This window comes from Actinoplanes sp. NBRC 101535 (assembly GCF_030269225.1).
GTDB classification, from domain to species: Bacteria; Actinomycetota; Actinomycetes; order Mycobacteriales; family Micromonosporaceae; genus Actinoplanes; species Actinoplanes rectilineatus.
The window spans coordinates 982,524-1,003,295 of sequence record NZ_BSSY01000001.1 but is presented as its reverse complement, the minus strand read 5'-3'; the positions used below and the strand labels follow the sequence as shown (position 1 = coordinate 1,003,295).

16 protein-coding genes are annotated in these 20,772 nt (G+C 73.1%); 9 read left to right on the top strand and 7 right to left on the bottom strand.

Translation table 11 applies throughout. The features are described from left to right. The first annotated feature begins 4 nt into the window (after positions 1 to 4). The 3 genes from QSK32_RS04370 to QSK32_RS04360 all read left to right on the top strand — a co-directional run bounded on the left by QSK32_RS04370 (position 5) and on the right by QSK32_RS04360 (position 4,085). Positions 5 to 1,285, top strand: coding sequence for a glycoside hydrolase 5 family protein (locus tag QSK32_RS04370; RefSeq protein WP_285471250.1), 1,281 nt, complete (start codon positions 5 to 7; stop codon positions 1,283 to 1,285). Next, positions 1,282 to 3,618, top strand: a complete 2,337-nt coding sequence (locus tag QSK32_RS04365) for a glycoside hydrolase family 3 N-terminal domain-containing protein (protein WP_285471249.1) — start codon at positions 1,282 to 1,284, stop codon at positions 3,616 to 3,618. The genes QSK32_RS04370 and QSK32_RS04365 overlap by 4 nt, the downstream gene beginning before the upstream one ends. Positions 3,619 to 3,689: 71 nt before the next feature. After that, positions 3,690 to 4,085 carry a hypothetical protein gene (locus tag QSK32_RS04360; protein WP_045747163.1) on the top strand — a complete coding sequence of 132 codons (396 nt, stop codon included), beginning with the start codon at positions 3,690 to 3,692 and terminating at the stop codon, positions 4,083 to 4,085. A 13-nt stretch (positions 4,086 to 4,098) separates the two neighbouring features. On the opposite strand, the gene QSK32_RS04355 is transcribed toward QSK32_RS04360, so the two are convergent. Then, positions 4,099 to 4,941: an AfsR/SARP family transcriptional regulator gene (locus tag QSK32_RS04355; RefSeq protein ID WP_052721123.1), complete on the bottom strand. Its 843-nt coding sequence runs from the start codon at positions 4,939 to 4,941 to the stop codon at positions 4,099 to 4,101. A 291-nt stretch (positions 4,942 to 5,232) separates the two neighbouring features. Between QSK32_RS04355 and QSK32_RS04350 the strand changes: the two genes are divergently transcribed. Together QSK32_RS04350 and QSK32_RS04345 are read left to right on the top strand one after the other, a co-directional pair. Next, positions 5,233 to 5,829, top strand: coding sequence for an RNA polymerase sigma factor (locus QSK32_RS04350; protein ID WP_285471248.1), 597 nt, complete (start codon positions 5,233 to 5,235; stop codon positions 5,827 to 5,829). Continuing rightward, on the top strand, positions 5,826 to 6,533 hold the full coding sequence (locus QSK32_RS04345; RefSeq protein WP_285471247.1) for a hypothetical protein: 708 nt from the start codon (positions 5,826 to 5,828) through the stop codon (positions 6,531 to 6,533). The genes QSK32_RS04350 and QSK32_RS04345 overlap by 4 nt, the downstream gene beginning before the upstream one ends. A gap of 23 nt (positions 6,534 to 6,556) precedes the next feature. On the opposite strand, the gene QSK32_RS04340 is transcribed toward QSK32_RS04345, so the two are convergent. Next, complete coding sequence (locus QSK32_RS04340) at positions 6,557 to 9,358, bottom strand: CHAT domain-containing protein (RefSeq protein WP_045747162.1); 2,802 nt, start codon at positions 9,356 to 9,358, stop codon at positions 6,557 to 6,559. 44 nt (positions 9,359 to 9,402) lie between these two features. Here QSK32_RS04340 and QSK32_RS04335 point away from each other — a divergent pair, with 44 nt between their 5' ends. Next, a complete protein-coding gene (locus QSK32_RS04335; protein WP_285471246.1) occupies positions 9,403 to 10,887 on the top strand; it encodes a S8/S53 family peptidase in 1,485 nt (494 codons plus the stop codon). Between the two features lie 117 nt (positions 10,888 to 11,004). Here the strand turns inward: QSK32_RS04335 and QSK32_RS04330 are convergent, their stop codons facing one another. The 3 genes from QSK32_RS04330 to QSK32_RS04320 form a co-directional block, all read right to left on the bottom strand. Then, positions 11,005 to 11,286 (bottom strand): hypothetical protein, encoded by a 282-nt coding sequence (locus QSK32_RS04330; protein WP_285471245.1) that lies wholly within the window; start codon positions 11,284 to 11,286, stop codon positions 11,005 to 11,007. A 326-nt stretch (positions 11,287 to 11,612) separates the two neighbouring features. Continuing rightward, complete coding sequence (locus QSK32_RS04325; RefSeq protein ID WP_285471244.1) at positions 11,613 to 12,911, bottom strand: signal peptidase I; 1,299 nt, start codon at positions 12,909 to 12,911, stop codon at positions 11,613 to 11,615. Further along, positions 12,911 to 13,516, bottom strand: coding sequence for a hypothetical protein (locus QSK32_RS04320; RefSeq protein WP_045747160.1), 606 nt, complete (start codon positions 13,514 to 13,516; stop codon positions 12,911 to 12,913). Before QSK32_RS04320 ends, QSK32_RS04325 begins: the two co-directional genes overlap by 1 nt. Before the next feature lie 423 nt (positions 13,517 to 13,939). On the opposite strand from QSK32_RS04320, the gene QSK32_RS04315 reads away from it, so the two are divergent. The 3 genes from QSK32_RS04315 to QSK32_RS04305 all read left to right on the top strand — a co-directional run bounded on the left by QSK32_RS04315 (position 13,940) and on the right by QSK32_RS04305 (position 18,216). Then, entirely contained in the window at positions 13,940 to 14,386 is a 447-nt protein-coding gene (locus QSK32_RS04315; RefSeq protein ID WP_285471243.1) for a MarR family winged helix-turn-helix transcriptional regulator, read from the top strand. Between the two features lie 72 nt (positions 14,387 to 14,458). Further along, on the top strand, positions 14,459 to 15,886 hold the full coding sequence (locus tag QSK32_RS04310) for an RICIN domain-containing protein (RefSeq protein ID WP_285471242.1): 1,428 nt from the start codon (positions 14,459 to 14,461) through the stop codon (positions 15,884 to 15,886). 65 nt (positions 15,887 to 15,951) lie between these two features. Further along, the gene (locus QSK32_RS04305) at positions 15,952 to 18,216 is read left to right on the top strand and encodes a putative bifunctional diguanylate cyclase/phosphodiesterase (RefSeq protein ID WP_285471241.1); all 2,265 of its coding nucleotides are present in this window, start codon (positions 15,952 to 15,954) and stop codon (positions 18,214 to 18,216) included. Positions 18,217 to 18,260: 44 nt separating this feature from the next. Here QSK32_RS04305 and QSK32_RS04300 read toward each other — a convergent pair whose 3' ends face one another. Next, positions 18,261 to 18,668 carry a PHP domain-containing protein gene (locus QSK32_RS04300; protein ID WP_157411486.1) on the bottom strand — a complete coding sequence of 136 codons (408 nt, stop codon included), beginning with the start codon at positions 18,666 to 18,668 and terminating at the stop codon, positions 18,261 to 18,263. Between the two features lie 728 nt (positions 18,669 to 19,396). Further along, a complete protein-coding gene (locus QSK32_RS04295) occupies positions 19,397 to 20,722 on the bottom strand; it encodes an aspartate aminotransferase family protein (RefSeq protein ID WP_045747172.1) in 1,326 nt (441 codons plus the stop codon). Positions 20,723 to 20,772 lie beyond the last annotated feature (50 nt).

Here is a 20,772-nt window from a genome sequence, read left to right as displayed (position 1 = left end):
CCCCGTGCACAACGCCACGCCCCGCTTCGGCGTCAACTACGTCCCGTCCGGCGACTGGTTCTACGAGTGGCTGTCGCCGCGCTGGGACGCGGTCCGCCGCGACCTGGACGGCATTGCCGCGCTCGGCCTGGACCACGTGCGGGTGCTGCCGCTCTGGCCGGTGCTGCAGCCGAACCGGACCCTGATCCGGGACCAGGCCCTCGCCGACGTGCGCCGGGTCATGGAGATCGCCGGGGAGGCCGGGCTGGACGCGAGCGTCGACGTGCTGCAGGGCCACCTGTCCAGCTTCGACTTCCTGCCGTCGTGGCTGTCCAGCTGGCACCGGACCAACATGTTCACCGACCCGGACGCCGTCGCCGCCCAGGCCGACCTGGTCGCGGCGGTGCACGGCGCGGTCGCCGACCTGCCCGGCTATCTGGGCGTGACACTCGGCAACGAGGTCAACCAGTTCTCCTCCCGGCCGCACCCGAGCCCGATGCCGGCCACCCCCGCCGAGGTGACCGCCTGGCTGGAGACCCTGCTGGCCGCGGCCCCCGCGGACGGCCGGGGCCTGCGGGTGCACGCCGAGTACGACGCCGTCTGGTACCAGGACGGGCACCCGTTCCTGCCCACCCACGCGAGCCGGTTCGGCGACGTGACCGCCGTCCACTCGTGGATCTTCAACGGGACCGCGCAGCACTATGGCGCGATGTCGGAGCAGAGCATCCGGCACGCCGAATACCTGATCGAGCTGTCCCGGGCGTTCGCCACCGACCCGCACCGGCCGGTGTGGCTGCAGGAGGTCGGCGCACCCCTCAACTGCCTCACCGAGGCGCAGGCCCCGGAGTTCTGCCGCCGGACGGTGCTGGCGGCGGCCGAGTCGGACGCGCTGTGGGGAGTCACCTGGTGGTGCTCGCACGACGTGCGGCGCGGCCTCGGCGACTTCCCGGACCTGGAGCACTCGCTCGGCCTGTTCGACGCCGAGGGGACGGTCAAGCCACTGGGCAAGGCGTTCGCCGAGGTGGCGGGCCAGGTCCGCGCCGCGTGGCGGGAACGGCCGGCGTCACCTCGTACCGTGGCCGTGCGCATCCCCGCGGACAGCGCGGGCGTCCCGGTGAGCCGGACCACCCTCGCACCCGGTGGGGCCGTTTTCACGGCCTGGATGGAGGCGGCCGCGCGCGGCGTCCGGCCCGCTCTGGTGTTGTCCGAGACCGATCACGGGTACGCCTCCGTGTTCCCGCCCGCCGCACACAACACACCGGGCGTCTACAGCGCGGTCAGCGACAGCGAGATGTTCCAAGCATGACCTACCGCGACGCGGGCCTGCCGGTCGCCGCACGGGTCGCCGACCTGCTCGGCCGGATGACCCTCGAGGAGAAGGTGGGCCAGGTCAACCAGCGTCTCTACGGTTGGCGGGCCTGGCGGCGCACCGCATCCGGCTCCACCGCGCCCGGCTCCACTGCCTCCCGCTTCGCGGCCACCGAGGAACTGGTCGCGGAGGCGCGGCGGTTCGGCGGGATCGGCGCGGTTTACGGCCTGCAGCGCGCGGACGCCTGGTCGGGACAGACCTGGGACACCGGCGTGACCGCTTCTGACAGCGCCGAGCTGTGCGCGGAGATCCAGCGGACGATCGTCGCCACGTCACGGCTGGGCATCCCGGCCCTGTTCGTCGAGGAGGTGCCGCACGGGCATCAGGCGCTGGACGGCACGGTGCTGCCGGTCGCCCTGGCGGTCGCCTCGACCTGGGACCCGGACCTCTACGAACAAGCGTGCCGGGAGGTGGCGGCCGAGGTCCGCGCGCGGGGTGCGCACGTCGCGCTGGTGTCCACGCTGGACGTGCTGCGGGATCCGCGGTGGGGCCGGGCCGAGGAGACCTTCGGCGAGGACCCGCACCTCGCGGCCGCTTTCACCACCGCGACGGTACGCGGGATGCAGGGTTGCGGCGCCGGCGCGCCGATCGCGCCGGACCGTCTCGCGGTCGTGCTCAAACACGCGGCCGGGCAGGGCGCGACCGTGGGCGGGCGCAACTGGGCCGCCACCGAACTGGGCCGGCGGGAACTCGCCGAGATCCACCTGCCCCCGGTCCGGGCCGCCGCCGCGGCCGGTGCGGCCGGGATGATGGCCGCGTACAGCGAGGTCGACGGGCTGCCCGCCGCCGCCAACCGGTGGCTGCTGACGACGGTGATCCGCGAGTCCCTGGGCTTCCGCGGGCTGATCATGGCGGACGGCACGGCGCTGGACCGCCTGCTGCGGATGACCGGAGACCCGGTCGCGGCGGCCGCGCTCGCCCTGCGCTCCGGCACCGACCTGAGCCTGTGGGACGAGGTGTTCCCGCACGTCGGCGCCGCGGTCACGGCCGGCCTGGCGACGACCGCGGACCTGGACGCGGCCGTCGGCCGGGTGCTGGCGCTGAAGTTCCGCCTCGGCCTGTTCGACCCGCCGGTGCACGTCGCCGCTCCCCCGGCCGGCGAGGCGGCCCGGCTGTCGGTGGAGATCGCCGCCCGGTCGGTGACGCTGCTGCACGACGACGCCGGCCTGCTGCCGCTGCGCGGGGACACGACGGTGGCCGTGCTCGGCCCGCACGCCGACACCGTGGCGCACGCGCTCGGCGACTACACCGCGCCGCAGCGCCCCGGCAGCGGTGTCACCGTCGCGGCGGCCCTGCGCGACGCCGGCCTGACCGTCACCACCGCCCCCGGCGCGGACATCGCCACCGGCGCCGACGGGGCGATCCCGGCCGCGGTGGACCTGGCCCGCGACGCCGGCGTCGTCGTGCTCTGCCTCGGCGGGTCCAGCGCCCGCGAGGACGGCGTGTCCTTCGACGTCAACGGCGCGGCCCGGGCCGGCGGGCCGGCGTCGCAGATGACCGCCGGGGAGGGCGTCGACCTGGCCGGGCTGCGCCTCGGCGACGGCCAGCGGGAACTGCTGCGCCGGGTGGCCGCGACCGGCACACCCCTGGTGGTGGTGCTGGTGCAGGGCCGTCCGCACGTGATCGGCGCCGAACTGGCCGCGGCGGGTGCCTGCCTGACGGTGTTCTACCCCGGTCCGGCGCTGGGCACGGTGGTCGCCGACGTGCTGCTCGGCCGGCGGGAGGCGACCGGGCGGCTGCCGGTGTCGATGCCCCGCGACGCGGCGAGCCTGCCGGTCCACTACAACCACCGGGACCACGACTGGTCCGGTTACCTGGACGCGCCACCCGGGCCGCTGCTGCCGTTCGGAGCGGGCGGGCCGGCCGGTCTCGCGGTGTCCGCACCCGTCCTGAGCGGCACGGTGATCGACGTCGGGGCGCCCGGGGAGATCACCTGCCGGGTCACGGTCAGCAACGACGGCCCGCGGGACGCGACCGCGGTGGTCCAGCTCCACCTGCGCCGGGTCACCGCCGCGACCTGGCCGCGGAGCCGGGAACTGCGCGGCTTCCGGCGGGTCCCGGTGCCGGCCGGCGAGTCGGTGACGGTCGAGCTGCCGGTCGGCGCCGAGCAGTTGCATGCGGTGGACGAGGTGGGGCGGCCGTACCTCGAACCGGGCGTGGTGGAGATCCAGACCGGGACGTCCGTCGCCGATCTCCGGTCCGCCCGCCTGGTACTCGTAAGGGGGATCGGCGCTGGTGACCGGGCGGACGGCGCGATCAGGGACGCCTGATCGATAAGTGCGCGGTAAGTGCGGGCTGGTCAGCTACCGGCGTCAAGTCAGGCGACGCAAGGAGCACAGCAATGGGTACCAACGACGGGGACGCCCGCATCGTACGGCTCTTCTTCACCGAGACGGCCAAGAACACCGCCGTCACCACCCTCGACGACGCCGCCGGGTACGAGGTGCACGCCGACATCGAGATCGGCAAGGACCTGAACGAGTCGGTCAGCCACCACCTCCTGCGGGTCGTGGTCGTCAACCTGTTCACCGGGGCCGTCGTCGGCAGCGGCAAGATCGACGAGCCGTTGAAGGCCCAGGAGCAGACCTTCCGGACCGAGACGCTGAAGGTGACCTTCCCGGCGCCCGGTGGCGTGGCCGCCGGGGACGTGCTGGTGGCGCGGGCCTCGTACAAGGTCGAGGCGGGCGTGAACTTCGACATCTCCAACATCGAGAGCACCACCGTGCAGATCGTGTGACCTGCGACCACGGCTACGCCGGCTGGGGCACCGTTCCCGGCCGGCGCGGCCGGTCCTGGAGGCGTTCGGTCTCCGGGGACGGGCGGCGCAGCTCATCGTGAAGGCGCTCGGTCTCCGGGGACGGGCGGCGCAACTCGTCGTGGAGGCGCTCGGTCTCCGCGGACGGGCGGACCCGCAGCGCGTCCCACAGCACCTCGACCACCTGCCGGTAGTGCAGCAACGCCAGGTGCCGCATCCCGGTCCGCGCGTAGCAGAGCATCAGCGCCCGGTGCACGTCCTCGTTGCACGGGTCGTCGGCGAGCACCCGGTGGGCGAGCGTCGCGGCCGGCCCGAAGTCACCGCGGGCCAGATAGCAGGCGACCAGGCGGCTCTGCACCTCGAGCAGCTGCGTTCGGACCGCCGCCCGCCGGGCCAGCGCCCACGGGGCACACGGCTCACCCGCGAGGAAGTCACCGCGGGCCAACATGACGGCCTCCTCGCCGGGGCGTACCCCCTCGGTCCGCACCATGCGGGACGCCCGGCAGGCGGCCTCGAAACGCTCCACATCGGTCCAGACCTCCACCCGCCGGCCGATCCGGTAACCGCCCGGACCGCGCTCCACGATCGTCGCCGCCGACACCTCCCGCAGGGCCCGGCGGGCGCCGCTGAGCGCCACATGGAGCCGGTTGTGGGCGGCGGCCGGGCACGCACCCGGCCAGATCGCCTCCATCAGGACGTCCGCCGGGCAGGCCGCCTCCCGGTGGGTGAGCAGGTAGGCCAGCACGTCCCGGCCGCGGCGGCCGGGAAGTCCGCGCACCTCCCGGCCGTCGACGGTGAGGCGGAACTCGCCCAGCAGACAGGCGCAGATCCGTGTCATCCCGGCATCTCCCCTCCTCATCGGCCTTCACCGGTGGCGTTCGTCAGCCCTCGTCACCGCTCTTCGCCGACGGCGTTCGTCAGTAGCGTTCACCGGCGGTGTTCGTCGGCGGTGTTCGTCGGCGGTGTTCGTCAGTAGCGTTCGCCGGTGGCGTTCGTCATTGGCAGAGAGGGCCCACCGAGGCCAGCTGATACCGGTATCAGCCGACCGGGCGAACCGTCCTGACCGGTATGAGGACACACGACAAGTCACCGACAGGTGCATGGACAGCGTCACCGGGGCGTGCCGACAATGGGGGTTCGGTCCCCGAGCCCGGGAGTGGTCGCGATGGCCGGCTGGCAGGATACGAGCGACGAGGACCTGGTCAAACGGATCCGTGCCGGCGAACGCGACGCCTGGCAGGCACTGGTCCGGCGCTACAGCGGACGGCTGTGGGCCGTCGCCCGCGGCATGCGGCTACGGCCCGACGACGCGGCTGACGCCGTGCAGACCACATGGCTGCGCCTCGTCGAACGCCTCGACGACCTGCGCGAACCCGACCGGGTCGGCGGCTGGCTGACCACCACGATGCGCCGCCAGTGCCTGGACACCCTGGCCCGGCGGCAGCGCGTGATCGACCAGGACCGGTTCGACGAACTGCCCGGACCGTCCGAACCGCTGGACCGGCACCTGCTGCGCACCGAACGGGACGCCGCGCTGTGGCGGGCGTTCCGCTCCCTCGGGCCCCGCTGCGAGACCCTGCTGCGGTTGCTGCTGGCGGACCCGCCACCGAGCTACGCGCTGGTGTCGGTGACGCTGGACATGCCGATCGGCAGCATCGGCCCGACCCGGCAACGCTGCCTGGCCCGCCTGCGGGAGGTGCTGGCGGCGGGGCCGTACCCGCTGTGAACCCCGACGACGCCCCGCCCACCACGCCACACCGGAACGACGACAGCCCGCCCACCACGCCACACCGGAACGACGACAGCCCGCCCACCACGCCACACCGGAACGACGACAGCCCGCCCGCCACGCCACACCGGAAGGACGACAGCCCGCCCGCCACGCCACACCGCGACGACGACAGCCCACCCGCTACGCCACACCGCGACGACGACAGCCCGCCCACCGCGTCACACCGGAACGACGACGCCCTGCTCGCCGGGTTGCGCCGGGTACTCGACACGGCCGACCCGACCCCGGAGGCGGTGCTGGCCGCCGCGGACGCCGCCTTCGAGACCCGGCGGATGGACGCCCGGCTGGCCCGGCTGATCGCCGACACGGCCGCCGCGGTCCGCGGCGACACCCTGGCGGTCGTCCGGGGTGCCGAGGGCGACGGGCGGATGCTGCGGTACGCGGACGGCGACGTCCACCTCGACCTGGAAGTCCACCGGGAGGGGGCGGCGCTGACCCTGATCGGTCAGCTCACGGGGGCGCCGGTGGACGGGCTGATGCTCGACCGGGCGGGGCCGGATCCGGGGCTGCCTCCGGCGCCGGTGGAGGCGGACGACCTGGGCCGTTTCGTGGTGACCGGGGTGGCACCGGGTCCGGCCCGGTTGCGGTGCCGGACGGCGGACGGGGCGGTCGTCCTGACCGAGTGGATGACCCTGTGACCATGGCCGCGATATCGGCACTCTCAGCGTCCGACGGCTATGAACGACGCCGCCGTCGCGATGGCCACCGGGTCACCGGTCGCCCGCGCGGCGGCCCGGGCCGCACACAGCGCCTCACCGAACGACTCCCCCACCGCCAGCCGCCGATGAACGATCACCATCATCGGGCAGGCCGCCCCGTCGTTGACCGGTACCACACTGGCCAGCAGCCCGGTGGTGCCGAGCGGCGCGAGCGCGCTGACCATGCCCAGCAGTTCGTCGCCACCGACCGGGGCCGCCACCGCCGAGTCGCAACTGGACAGCACCAGCTGCCGGGGCGCCCGCCGCAACCGGCCCAGGTCGTAGGCGGTCAGCGGACCGTCGGCGAGAGTGACCGACGTGAACAGCGGGTTGTCCGCCCGGAACCGGCCGTGCGCGGCGATGTGCGCGAGCCACGCCCCGTCCAGTGCGGCGAGTACCGCGTCCACGGTCGCCGCCGGACCGTCGAGCACCACCGCCCCCGGGTGTTCCCGCGCCACCGCGGCGACCTCACCCGCCCCACCCGGCAGTCCCGGTCCACCGGCCACCACCACCCGCCGCTCCCCAGCCCGCCCAGCGATCGCACCGGCATTGGACAAGGACGCGCCGGCAACGGACGAGGCCGCACCGGCATTGGACACGGCCGCGCCGGTGCCGGGCTCCTCGGCGGCTCCGGCGCGCAGCCACATCAGCGCGGAGGGCGACACCACCACCGGTACGCCCGTCAGGGCCGGCAGCAGGGACCACGGCACGGTGTGGAAGCGGGCCGGCGGCACGATCACCGTGGGGCCGTCGTCGAGCAGGCCGGCGGCCGCGCCGAGCAGCAGCTCCTGCAAGCGGGCGCCGGCCGTGGCCAGTTCCTCGCGCCAGCGCGGCGACGGTAGGCCGTGGGCGAGGCGGCGCAGCAGGAACCGGGCCAGCTCCGCCTCCCGCATGGCGGCGTCGAGCGTCCCGGCAGGGAAGGCCCGCACCCGGCGACCGGCGACCGTGGTGGCGTGGATGCGGCCGTCGACCACGGCCAGCCCGATCAGCCGGTGCCCGGCCAGCCCGTCGAGCAGGTCACCGATCCGCATCCGGCCCGGTCCGCCGCCGGTCGTGCCGCCCGGTACCCGGCGGGCCCGGGAGCGGACCGACGCCTCCAGCTTGCGGCGGCGCTGGTCGAGCTGGTCCACCGGGTCCTCGGCCAGCCGGGCCTGCTCCAGGGAGCGGATCACGCCGCGCAGCGCGGCCAGGTCGGCGGCCAGGTCCGGATCGGACGGCGGCCGGACCGGGGGCAGCGCCAGCGCGCCGGCCCGCCAGCGTTCACTCCAGGTCAGGAGCATCCGCGCATCACCACGCAGCACCGCGTGCCGTTGGGCCATCGCGGCGAGCCGCCGGCCGTACCCCGAAGCATGCGCCCGCAGGTCCGGCGCCGCCAGGCCGCGCTGATGCTCGGCCACCGCCTCGAGTCCGAGCCGGCACGCGGTCAGCAGGCCGCGGGCCGATCCGCGGGCCTCGGCGCGCAGGGCCTGCGCCAGCCATCCCGCCGCCCGGGTCAGGCCGGGCCCCCGGTGCCGGGCCCGGGCCGCCCGCGCCAGATGCCGGTCGGCGGCGGCACCGCCCGGCGTGCACAACCGCGCTGCCAACAGATCCGCCGCACCGGCCTCCGGCGCCCGGCTCGCGGTGAGTTCGTCGGCGAGCGCGATGGCCCGCCGCCGCAGCCCGGCCGTGCCCGCTGCCCCGGAAGCGGTCCCGGCGTCCGCCCCGGCCACAGTTCCGGCCACGGTCACAGCCGCCGTCCCCGCCCCGGATCCGTCTGTCGTACCGAGCCCGAAGCCGGCTGTCGTGTCGGCCAGCGCCTGCAGCTCGACGAACGCCGCCCGGTTCTGCCAGGCCCGCCGGTGCTGACGGCGGAACAGCGCGCGAGCCTGCGCCGCTCGGTGCGCGGCCACCTCCGGACGCCCGGCCGCCTGCGCCGCCGCGGCCACCGCGAGCATCAGCTCGGCCGTCCGGGTGGCCTCGCCACCGCGCGCCACGTGCCGCGCCAACGCCTGATCAGTGACGGTCAGCGCCTCCCCGGCCAGGCCTGCCGCCAGCAGCACGTGGCAACGGTCCGTCGGCAGGGTCGGCCGGTTCGCCCGCAGCGCGTCGTACCGGCTCTGCGCCTCGTCCAGCAATCCCAGCGCCCGCGGCAGGTCGCCCACCTGGAAGGCCAGTTCGGCCCGGTTGTGCACGGTCATCGCGTGTTCCAGGTCCTGGCCGGCGGCGACGAACAGCCGCTCGGCGATCACCAGGTCCCGGTCGGCGCGGGCCGCCTGCCCCACCGCCGCGTAGATCAGGAACCGGTGACTGCGGCACCGGGCCTCCCACACTGCGTCGCCGGCCCGCCCCAGCAGCACGATCGCGCGGCGCAGATCGGCCAGGGCCTCGGTGAGGCGGCCGCAGCTGCGCAGCAGACCCGCGCGCCGGGCGAGGATCCGGCCGGCGGAGGCGCCCCGGCGTCCGTCGAGGGCCACGTTCAACAGATCAAGACCTTCGCGGGTACGCCCTGCGAGCCCGAGCGTCAACCCGAGGGTGGCCCGCACGTCGGCGAGCCGTTCCGGGTCACCGGAGCGGCCGGCCAGCCGGACCGCGCGCCGCAGTTCGCGGACTGCCCGCACGTGGTCGCCGTGGTCGCGGACCACGATGGCGCGCACCTGGTGGGCGATCGACGCGGTGTACGGGCCGGGGCCGCCGTCGAGCAGCCGGGTCGCCTCGGCGTACGCCTGCCGCGGCCGGGCCAGTGCCAGGGGCAACAGTCGCTCGGGGTCCGGCGTATCAGGCCGCATGGACCGCAGTCTACGTAACGGTGACCCGAGGACAGGAGGACGGAATGCAACCGGTCGACGACAGCTGGGCTCTCCGGCGGAGGGCGCAGCGGGACTACATCCGCCAGGGACCGTTCGATCTCGAGGCCGGTTCCGGCTTCTTCTTCCAGAGGGGACACATCCTGGTACGCGACGACGCCGTCGCCCGTGCCACCGCCATCATCGCCGGGCTTGCCGGCCGTCCCGTCGACCTCCGCCCACCGGGCAGCAGGCCGGACGACGGACGCCCGGACGACAGACAGCCGGGCACGCGCCCGGACGGCGGACAGCCGGACGACACGCGACCGGACCCGCAACCGGACGACAGGCAGCAGGACGACACGCGACCGGACCCGCGACCGGGCGACGGACGGCCGCGTGACGAGCCGCCGGCGGTGGTGCCGGGCCACCGGTTGCTGGCGCTGCCGCTGGGACAGGGCGACGTCCCCCGCTCCACGATCGACGTCCTCCACCTGATCCTGCACGGCACCGACCGCGAGGGCCGGCGGGTCCGGCTCGCGGCCACGCCGCTGGGCGACGGCGCCGCCTCGGTCAACCACCTGCTGCACCTCACGCACGGGTCCGGGGACGCCGGGCACTGCCCGTACTCGGAGCCCGTTCCCGTCGCTCCCGGCACGCCCCTCTGGCCCGCCCCGGAATCCGATCCGGAGGCCGGGGCCGGCGTCCGGGTGGTGGTCGTGGACACCGCCCTGGACGAGGCGACCCGCGACGCCACGCCCTGGATGACCGGTGTCACCGGGATCGAGGACCCGGCCGCCGCGGACCGGGCCGCGGCGGCCCTGCGGAACGACCCCACCGGGGCCCGGGACGACCTGCGTTACCGGGGACACGGCACGTTCATCGCCGGCCTGGTGCGGACGGTCGCCCCGGCGGCCACGGTCGTCGTCCGTACCCTGTTCTTCCACCGGGGCGCCGCCCTCGAGACCGAGGTGGTCGACACCCTGCGCACCGTGCTGGCCGAGGACCACCCGGATGTCATCTGCCTGTCCTCCGGGACGTACACCTTCGACGACAACGGGCTGCTGGGCCTGGCTGCCTTCAACGAGAGCAGGTTGCGGCACCACAAGGGCGTGGTGCTGGTGGCCGCGGCCGGCAACGACGCGAGTCACGGCCCGTTCTGGCCGGCCGCCGCCCCGTTCGCGGTCGCCGCCGGGGCGCTCGACGCCACCCTCGACCAGCGGGCCGTGTTCAGCAACCACGGCGGCTGGGTGGACGTGTACGCGCCGGGCACCGACGTGATCAACGCGTACCCGTCCGGTCCCTACGTCTACCAGGAGCGGCAGCCCGGCGAGGGACCGATGTCCGTGGTCTTCACCGGTCTGGCCAGTTGGAGCGGCACGTCGTTCGCCACGCCGATCGTGGCCGGCCTGGTCGCGGCCCGGATGTCGCAGACCGGCGAGAACGGGCGGACCGCCGCCGGCGCGCTGATCCGGATCGGCCAGCAGCGGGCGATCCCCGGGGTCGGCGCGGTGCTGATCCCCCGCGGATAGGGTCAGGCCCGTCCTGTCGGCCGCCGAGTGCCCGGCGTTGTTCCGTTGATCGCCATGTGTCCCGTGCCCGGCGGCGTCCCGTCGGCCGCCGAGCCGGCGCTCAGTTCTGCGCTTGTCTCATCCCCGCACGAGGCCGGCCCCGGCCGCCGCCTGCGGTTCAGCCTGCGTGCGCGGTGACGAACGCCTCCTGCACCTCCTGCGGCAGGCGTCGACAGCGACCGCGCCGACCGGCGCCCGGCCCGGCACCGCCTCGAACGCGGCGGACAGCACACCGAGCACGAGCTCCTGGTCGTTACCGATCAGCCGGCGCCAGTGGTCGTCGTAGGCCGTCTGCGCGGCGATCCGGTGTGTCTCGTTCTCGGCGTGCTGCCGTCCCAGCCACCAGTCGGTGTATCCCACCGCGCTGGACGCCCCAAATCACCACACCCGCGCGGGCGTGTTGAATACGGGCGCGCTGCACGCCCGAAGTCACCACACCGGTGGGGGTGTGGTGATTACGGGCGCGCTGCACGCCACAAGTCACCACACCGGTGGGGGTGTGGTGATTACGGGCGCGCTGCACGCCACAAGTCAACACACCCGTGAGGGGTGTGGTGAATACGGGCGCGCTGGACGCCCGAAATCAACACGCGGGCAGACCCTGACTGCGGAAGGTGTCCGGCCACACCGGACACAGGGGAGACTCCGCCGGACGCCTGGAAAGGTCGGGACGTGTCGCTACCGGGTCAGGCCTGGGCGTACAGGGCGGCGATCTCGGCGGTGGAGAAGGCACGGGCGAAGATCGCGACCTCGTCGACGTCGCCCACCGCCGAGTCCGAGGCGGTGTAGCCGACGGTGAGCACGGTGGAGGTGGTCACCGGGGTTCCCGGGGCCGCCTTGCCGTCCGCCGGGGTGCCGTCGACGAACAGCCGCAGGTTGGTGCCGTCCCAGGTCATCGCCACCTGATGCCAGTCGCTGTCGGCCGTCATCGCCTTGACGGTCTGGTAACGGCCGGTGCTGGTGTCGACGATCGCGCGCATCGCCGTGCCGGCCGTGTCCCAGGCCAGCATGTAGTTGAGGGTGCCGGTGCCGCCGCCGTACTTCGCCACGATCCGGCCGTTCGCGGTCTGCGGCCAGGAGGTGGCCCGTTCCCAGGCGACGACCGTGAACGGGCCGGTCAGGTTGTGTGCGGCGGCGGACGTCGCCCGGCAGTAGGCGGTCTTGGCCGGCAGGGTCATCGCCGTGTTCGGGTCCTTCGGCAACGCACCGGTCGTCCCGCCGGTCACGCCGGAGCAGGTCAGCGGGGACAGTCCGCGCTGGTCGGCGCGGGTGCCGCCGGTCTCGCCGAGCCGCCAGTAGCTCACCGGGTCGGCCGCGAGGACGGCGTCCCGGTAGAACTGCGAGTTGGTCGCCAGGGAGACGTCGCTGCCGGTGCTCCCCAGGAACGCGGCCTGGGCCTGCTGCCCGGCGGGCACCGCCACCACCAGGGCGGTCGCGGCGGTCGCCACCAGCCGGGGCCGGCGGCGCAGGGCGAGCAGGGCCAGGGCGGCGACGCCGAGCGCGAGCACGACACCGGCCGGGACGGTGCGCAGCCGCAGGCCGGGCAGGCCGAGGTATGGCACGAGCAGCCGGACCCGGCCCTCGACGGCCTGGGCGGTGACCGGCTGCGGGTCGCGTTGCGGGTTGGCGTCGCCCTTGGTGAGGTACCGCCCGTCGGGGGTGTACCCGACGATCCGGTGGGTGACCGCGCCGGTGCCGGGACGGTCGTACATGACGACGTCGCCCGCCTTCCCCGTGGCGGCCGGGTCGACGACGACCACGTCGCCGCGGGTGATCAGTGGGGACATCGAGCCGGACGTGACGACGACCGGCTTCCAGCCCCAGAGCATCGGCAGGAACGCCCCGGTGAAGAGGGTGAGCACCATCGAGACGGTGAACGCGAACGCCGCCGCGTGGACGGCCTGCCGTGTGGGTGCCCGGTGCGGACGGTGGGGCGCCCGGTGCCGGGACGCCCAGCGGTGCGCCCCGGCTCGACGCCGGATCATCAGCCCTGTGCCTCCCAGGTGAACGTGCCGCTCGCCGATTTGCCCTGGGCGGCGGCCACCGACTGCACGGTGACGGTGAACCGGTACGTCATGGTCGCGCCGTTCGTGGACGGCGACCACGATCCGGCGCCGGTGGCGAAGTTGGTCGAGGCGGCGGCCAGCCCGGACACCGTTCCGGTGTAGATGCCCGCGGTCGAGGCGGTGAAGTTGGTGCAGTCCCGGTCGGTGCTCCCGGAGCCCTGGTCGACGGTCAGGTTGAGGTACGGCGCGAGCGCCCCGGTCGCCGTGCTCCACAGTTTGACGGAGGTGTTGGAGGTGAGCGTGCCGTCGTACTTGACCACGATGCACCGGGTGAGCACCTGGCCACCGGTCAGCAACCCGTCGGCGCCCGAACTGAACAGGGCCACCCCGGCGTCGTCGTCGGAGAGCGCGACGGTGCCGGTCTGCCACGAGTCGGACTGGTTGTCGGTGCCGCCCGAGAACATGGCCTGCGAGGTGCGCAGCATCATGGTCATGCCGAGGCCGGTGCCGGCGACGACCGCCGCCAGCACCGCTGCGGTGCCGGTCTTGAAGAGGGGTGCGGCATGCCGCCGGTGCGAAGACATGCCGCCTCTATCGCACCGGCGGGGCCGGACCTGAGGGAAGCGGCCCGTCTCAGGAGCCGGTGTAGAGGTACGGCGGGTCGTGGCCGGGGCCGGTAGACGACGCCCATGCCGCCGGAGCCGAGAACGCCGGTCACCCGGTAACCGCCCAGCCATCGGGGATCGCCACCCTGTGGACGGGCGCTCATGGCGGTGTACCTTGTCGGCCCCCGTGCCGGGTTCGTGCGGTGTACACGGGGTGAGGGTGAGCGGGCACGCAGAATGAAGGGTGCGGCGATCGGGCTGGACGCGCCAGCGGCCAGATCGCCGGGCCCGGCCTCCGCGGGAGCGACGGTCCGCACCCACCACCCGGGTGGGACATCCAGATCTTGATCTTTGATCTTGTGGGGTTGACCTGAAGCGCGATGCAGGTTCTACGGTCGCGGCATGACGCTCCCCGACGATCCCGCCCAGCCGGCCGCCTACTGGACCGGGGTGGCCTACGAGGCTCTGATCGCGTTCACCCGGTCCCGGATGGCGGCGTGCGGGTTCACCCAGCCGCAGTTCTGGCTGCTGCGCCACCTGTCCCGGCACGACCTGTCGGCGGGCGGCGCCGGGATGACGGTGCCGGAGCTGCGCCGGGCGATGACCGGATATCTGCGGCCGGAGGACGATCTGGCCGCCGAGGCCGAGGTGCTGGTGGACCGGGGCTGGCTGCGGCTGGACGGCGGGGACGGTCGCCTGTGGATCACCGAGGCCGGGGAGGAGGCGCGGATCGCCATGACGGAACGGACACCGGAGATCCGGTCCGCGATCCATCACGGGATCGACGACGCCGACTACGTGACCACGCTGCGGGTGCTGCACCGGATGATCGGCAATGTGAACGGCTGACACGACGGCCATGGTCACGTTAACATCGCTGAAACATCGAAGACTGGCGATGTCAACGAGAAAGGTCGTGCGATGAGAGCTGCACGCCTCGCGGCCGGCGCCCTGCTGGCCGCGGCCCTGCTGGCCGTCCCGGGCGCGCCCGCACAGGCCGCCACCACCGACTTCCGCGGCGTCAACTGGGCCGACGAACGGGACAACTTCGTCGACGGCACCCTGGTGCTCGGCGGCCTGGCCACCACCGACACCTACGCGACCACGCAGGCCAAGGCGAACGGCATCCTCACCGGCTTCCAGAACAACCTGGGCGCCAACACGGTCCGGATGCCGGTGAACTACACGACGGTGTCCGGCAGCTACTGGAACTCCTACACCGGCGCGATCGACACGGCCGTCAGCAAGGGAATGCGGGTCATCCTGAGCTACTGGGAGGCCGCCTCGGACCGGGACGGCTCGGTCGACGACCTGACCCAGTACTGGTCGATGTGGCAGACGATCGTCACGAAGTACAGCGGCACCGGCAATGTGTACTTCGAGCCGTTCAACGAGCCGTACGCCTACTCCGACACCGACTGGAAGAACCTGGCCGCCCAGTGGCTGAGCACCTACTCCGGCGTCCCCCGCGCCCGGGTGATCATCAGTGGTGCCGGGTACAACCAGCGGCTCACCACGATCGGCAGCGACAGCCGGTTCGACGGGACGCTCATCTCCCGGCACATCTACCAGTTCTTCGACGCGTCCCGCACCACCGAGGACTCCTGGCGGGAGGCGCTGCGCACCAGCGTCGGCAGCTACGCGGGCCGGGTGCTGATCACCGAGTTCGGCGCGACGATGACCGACGGGCGCAACTACAACGCCCCGTCGACGAGTGACGCCTTCGTGACGTTCCTGCGGGGCACCGCCGCCGAGGCACGGTCCCTGGGCCTCGGCACGGTCTACTGGCCGGGGGTACGCCCGAACGACCCCTACCGTCTGCAGACCATCACCGGCAGCGGCACCAGCCTGGGCCTGACCACCACCAGCACCTCCGGCCGTGACCAGCTGCGCTACTCGTGGGGCCTGGACGGCGGCGGCAACACCCCCACCGCCCACTACCAGGTGACCAACCGCAACAGCGGGCGTGTCCTCGACGTGGTCAGCGCCTCGCTGTCGGACAGCGCGGAGGTCAAGCAGTACGCCTGGAACGCGGGCCTCAACCAGCGCTGGGCGTTCGAGGACCTCGGCACCGGCTATCTGCGCGTCGTCAACCAGAACAGCGGCAAATGCCTGGACGTCGCGTCCGCCTCCACCGCCGACGGCGCGAACGTCGTCCAGTACGCCTGCAACGGCGGCACCAACCAGCAGTGGCAGTGGGTGGCGACCGGCTCCTACTACCAGCTGGTGGCCCGGCACAGCGGCAAATGCCTGGACGTGGTCGCCGCGGGCACCGGGGACGGCGTGGACATCAGCCAGTACACCTGCAACGGCGGGACCAACCAGCACTGGTCGCGGACGGCGGTCTGACCCGCCCCCTCAGGTGCCCCGCCGAGCCGCCGACGGTCCGGTAGGGGCATCCGAGGGAGGTGGTCATGGTCGCCCTGAGTCTGCTGTGCCTGCTGATCGTCGCCGTGGCGTTCGGGATCGGCCTGCGCGGCCCGATGGACGGACTGGAGCCGGCCCTCTGGCTGCCGGTGCCGCTCGCCTCGCTGCTCACCACGGTCACCCTGATCCGGCTCTCCCGGCGAGGCGGCCTGCCCGCGGAGTCCCGGCGGTTCTGGCGCCACCTGTCGATCAGCTGCGGATGTGTGCTGGCCGGGACGTCGGTCAACGCGTACGACACGCTGGCCGGCGGGCACCCGCCCACCTACCTGTCGACGATCCCGCAGATCGCGTACGGCGGTTCGGTGGTGATGAACCTGTGGGCGATGTCCCGGCTGCCGCTGCGGCTGGTCAGCCGGGGCGAGGTGGTGCGGGCCGGGCTGGACGGCGCGGTCGTGCTACTGGCGGCGGGCGCCTTCTCCTGGCACTACGTGACGCTGCCGGTCGTGCAGGCGTCCAGCTTCGACACCGCGGCGATCATCACCGGGATGATCACGTTCACGATGAACATGGTGACGCTGTTCGCCGTCGGCAAGGTCGCCCTGGCCGGCCGGGCGCACCTCGCCCCGCGGGTGCTGCCGCTGCTCACCACCGGCCTGATCGGCGGCCCGGCCATCGCCGCCTGCCAGCGGTTCCTGCTGGACAAGCCGTGGCTGAGCACCGCACAGTTGTCGGTTCCGTTCGTCATGACGTGCACCTTGATTGCCGGATACAGTCAACTCAACGCCGATGACACGGTTCCGCGGCGTCAACTGTCCCGGCGGCTCCCGGTGTGGTTGCCGTACCTGGCGATCGGCGGCGTCGACGCGCTCCTGCTGAGTTGCCTGCGCGACCACGACCCCGACGCGATGCCGATCGCGGTGACGGCGGTACTGCTCTCCGGCCTTGTCGTGCTCCGCCAACAGACCGTGTTCCGGGAGAACGACCGCCTGGTCGCCCGCCTCGACCACGGCGCCACCCACGACATCCTGACCGGCCTGCCCAACCGGGCGCTGTTCACCGACCGGCTGGCCGGCACCATGGACGCCGAGGAGAACCCGGGACGGCGGGTCAGCGTCGCCCTGATCGACCTGGACGACTTCAAGACCGTCAACGACACCCTCGGCCACGGCGTCGGCGACGCCCTGCTGATCGCGGTGGCCGGGCGGCTCACCACGGCGGTCCGGGCCGAGGACACCGTGGCCCGCCTCGGCGGCGACGAATTCGTGGTGATCCTCGACGACCTGGAACCCCGGACCGCCGAACAGATCGCCCACCGCATGATCGGCGCGCTCGCCGAGCCGGTCGTCGCCGACGGTCACGAACTGCTGGTCCGGGCCAGCATCGGCATCGCCGACGGCCGGGCCGGCGAGGACCCGGCCGACCTGCTGCGCCGGGCCGACATCGCGATGTACGCCGCGAAGCACGACGGCGGCAGCGGCGTCGAGCGGTACACCCCCGGAATGGCCGGCACGGTCGCCGACACCGCGGCCCTCGGCGCCCAACTGCGGCACGCCATCACCGACCGGCAGATGTTCCTGGTCTACCAGCCGATCGTCGCCCTGGACACCGGCCGGCTGCGCGGCGTCGAGGCACTGGTCCGCTGGGCGCACCCGACGATGGGCGTGGTGCCGCCGCACCAGTTCGTCCCGGTCGCCGAACGCACCGGCCTGATCGTGCCGCTGGGCGACTGGGTGCTGCGCGAGGCCTGCGAACAGTTCGCCGTCTGGCACGCCGCGCACGGACCGTCCTCGCCCGGCGTGCTCAACGTGAACGTCAGCTCCCGCCAGCTGCGCGACGCGGGCTTCGTGGACCGGGTGCTGGCCGTCCTCGCCGAGACCGGCATTCCGCCGTACCAGCTCACCCTGGAGATCACCGAGAGCACCGCGGTGAGCCTGGGCGAGGCGGTGGCCGGCCTGGACGCGCTGCGCCGCCACGGCGTGCGGATCTCGCTCGACGACTTCGGCACCGGGCAGTCGACGTTGACACTGCTCCACGAGCTACCGGTCGACCAGTTGAAACTCGACCGTTCGTTCACGCAGGGCACCGACACCAGCCGCCGCGACACCATGCCGGCCGCGGTGATCGCCCTCGCCAAGGCCGTCGGCCTGGACCTGGTCGCCGAGGGCGTGGAGACCGCCGAACAGGCCGAACGCCTCGCCCACCTCGGTTACCGGCACGCCCAGGGCTACCATTTCGCGCGTCCCCTGCCGGCCGCCGAGATCGACACCCTGCTCGCCTCCGGCCATGCCGAGCTGCTGAGTCACCTGCCCTAGACACGTTTCGTGGTCAGGGTGCGAAGCCCGTCCGCGTGGCGACTTCAGGCGCACGGGGCACCCGAAGTCACCACGCTCGCGGTGGGACGTGGTGACGTCATGCTCGAACCTGCCCGACGGGTACGGGGCGAACGGGTGCGCCACCACGCAGATCCCGCCGTCGGCGTGCACCTGCGCGGGTGAGGTGACCGGTGCCCGCCCCGGCGTGATCTGATCCCCAGTGCCAGCCAGTGCCCGCCCGCCGTGACGACCTCCTGTCCGGGGATGATCAGCAGGTCGTCGTCGCCCAGAGCCAGCCAGTCGGCGTGTGTGTCGGTGGTGTCGTGCTCGGTGACGGCGACGAAGTCCAGCCCCTGCTCGCGGGCGGCCTGCACGACCTGATCGGGGGTGAGTTCGCCGCCGTGCGACCGCCGCGAGTGCACATGGAAGTCCCCACGAAACCAGCGCTCCATCCGAGCATCCTGCCGCAATCCCCATCGCCCGCAGAACCCGGAACCGCCCCGGCACCCACCACGGAACCGCCGCAGCCCGCCGACCACCGACGACGGCTGACCACTGACAACCACCGACGACGGCCGACCGCCGACGGCTGACCACCGACGACCACCGACGGCTGACGACGGCCGAACCGACCGCTCCTTCACCGGTTTCCGCCTCTCGAGCAACCGCGGACGACGGCCGAGCGGACGCTACCGCCGCTACCGGCCGGCATCGTGCCTACTCAACAGCCGCCAACGACTGCCCCGCCCACCGAGCCGTCGTCGGCGGTCCATCCACGAGCCGAAAACAACCACCAATCACGGCTGGACCACCCCGAGCCGTCGCACACGGCTCAACAACACCCCCTGAAGAACCACCGACGACGGCTCGGGGTGGTCCAGCCGTCGACCACGGTCCGACCGTCATCCGGAAACGGCCGTCGACCACGGCCGACGGCTCCGAGCCGTTGCTGACGGCCCGCTCACCACTCCCCGCCGTCGGCAGTGGTCGACCCGCGCTGTCAGGCGACCGTGAGCAACGGCCGGTGTGGTCGACACGCCGCTCGGCTCGAAATGACCTCGCTATCGACCAGACGACCAGGCCACCAGACGACCAGACGCCCGACCAGACGACCAGACGACCAGACGACCAGGCGACCAGGCGACCAGGCGACCAGGCGACCAGGCGATTGAGTGGGCTGTCAGGTGGCTGTGTCGGTCAAGGCCTGGTCGAGGATCTCCAGGCCGAGGTCCAGCTCGGCGACGGTGGACGTCAGGGCGGGCGCGATCCGGAACACCCCGCCCATGCCGGGAAGCTGGACCACGTTCATGTGCAGGCCCAGTTCCAGGCAGCGTCGGGTGACCGCCGCGCCCCGCGCGTCGGCCGGCTGCTTCGTGGTGCGATCCGAGACGAGTTCCAGGCCTACCAGCAGGCCCCGGCCCCGGACGTCGCCGATCGTCTCGTGGCGGTCGGCCAGGGCGGTCAAGCCTTTGTGGAGGTGGGCGCCGAGCGCGGCGGCCTGCGTGTCGAGCCGGCCGGACTCGAGGACGTCCAGGACGGTGTTGCCGACTGCCGCGACGAGCGGGTCGGAGACGTGCGTGGTGAAGAACAGGAAGCCGCGGTCGTGGGCGGCCTGTTCGATCTCCGGGCTGGTGATCACCGCGGCCAGCGGGAGTCCCGCGCCCAGCGTCTTGGACAGGGTCAGGATGTCGGGGGTGACCGCATCGCGCTGGAACGCGTACCAGTCGCCGGTGCGGCACAGGCCGGTCTGTGCCTCGTCCAGGATGAGCAGGCCGCCGCGGGCGTGCACCTTGTCGCGCAGCGCGCCCAGGTAGCCGGGCGGCAGGTCGAGCACGCCGCCGGAGCTGAGGATCGGCTCGGCGATGCAGGCGGCGAGCGCACCCACGGACTGGGCGTCGTACATGTCGAAGGCGTAGTCGAGTTGCCGCCGCCAGTCCAGCTCGCCGTCGGCCGTGGTGAAGTCGGGCCGGTACGTGTTCGGTGTCGGGATGGCGAAGTTGCCGGGGGCGGCCGGACCGTACCCCTTGCGGCCGGTGCTGTAGGTGGCGCTCGCCGCCGCCTGGGTCATGCCGTGCCAGGACCGGGCGAACGAGATGATCTCGTGGCCGCCGGTGACCAGTTTCGCCATCCTGATCGCGGCTTCGTTGGATTCGGCACCGGTGGTGAGCAGCAGGACCTTGCTCAGCGGGTCGGGCAGGCTCTCGGCGAGGCGGCGGGCCAGGTCGACGACCGGGCGGCTGAGCATGCCGCTGAACAGGTGGTCGAGGGTCGCGATCCGGCGTTGCACGGTGGCGGTGACGGCCGGGTGCGAGTGGCCGAGGATGGCGCTCATCTGGCCGGAGGTGAAGTCGAGGATCCGCCGGCCGTCAGCGGTGATCACGAAGCTGCCTTCGGCGCGTTCGATGATCTCCGGAACGAACCGGCCGGCACCGGAGTAGCGGATCAGGTGGCGGTCGGCGTCGGACCAGAAGGAGGACCCGGAAGATCCGGGGGATTCAGCACCCATGCCCTGACGGTAGGAACCACCGAGCGTCACGTCCATCTCACTTTTCCGAC